The sequence below is a fragment of the Streptomyces sp. A1136 genome (assembly GCF_004795055.1).
GTDB lineage: Bacteria > Actinomycetota > Actinomycetes > Streptomycetales > Streptomycetaceae > Streptomyces.
The window spans coordinates 1-580 of record NZ_SSBJ01000230.1 but is presented as its reverse complement, the minus strand read 5'-3'; the positions used below and the strand labels follow the sequence as shown (position 1 = coordinate 580).

2 protein-coding genes are annotated in these 580 nt (G+C 71.7%); both read left to right on the top strand.

Annotated elements, in window-relative coordinates; genetic code table 11:
- The coding region (locus E6R62_RS38250) for a dTDP-4-dehydrorhamnose 3,5-epimerase family protein (protein ID WP_136217985.1) at nucleotides 1-268 on the top strand (268 nt) is incomplete at its 5' end.
- Nucleotides 269-374: 106 nt separating this feature from the next.
- A partial coding sequence (locus tag E6R62_RS38245; RefSeq protein WP_136217986.1) for an aminotransferase class III-fold pyridoxal phosphate-dependent enzyme occupies nucleotides 375-580 on the top strand: 206 nt, incomplete at its 3' end.

Here is a 580-nt window from a genome sequence, read left to right as displayed (position 1 = left end):
CTACCGCGACGTGGCCGTCTTCGAGCTGTCCGACACGACGCAGGTGACCCTGTACATCCCGGCGGGCTGCGCGCACGGGTTCCAGGCGCTGAGCGACACCGCCGACGTCTCGTACCGGATCGACCGCCCGCACGATCCGGTCGAGGACGTGACGATCGCCTTCGACGACCCGGAGCTCGCCATCGCGTGGCCGCTGCCGGTCACCTCGATGTCCCAGCGGGACCGCGGGGCGCCGGGCCTGGCCGAGGTCCTGAAGCAGCGACCCTGACCAAGTGACCGTACGTACAGAGAGAGTTGAGGTCGGCGTGGACACCGAGGCCACCGAAGAGTTCGCCCTGCCCCGGTCGCGCCGGGCCAACGAGCGCCTGCACGCGATGGTCCCCGGCGGCGCGCACACCTACGCCAAGGGCGACGACCAGTACCCCGAGCACCTGGCCCCGGTCATCAGCCACGGCCGCGGCGCCCACGTGTGGGACATCGACGGCAACCGCTACATCGAATACGGCTCCGGCCTGCGCTCGGTCAGCCTCGGCCACGCCCACCCCCGGGTGACCGAGGCGGTGCGGCGCGAACTCGACCG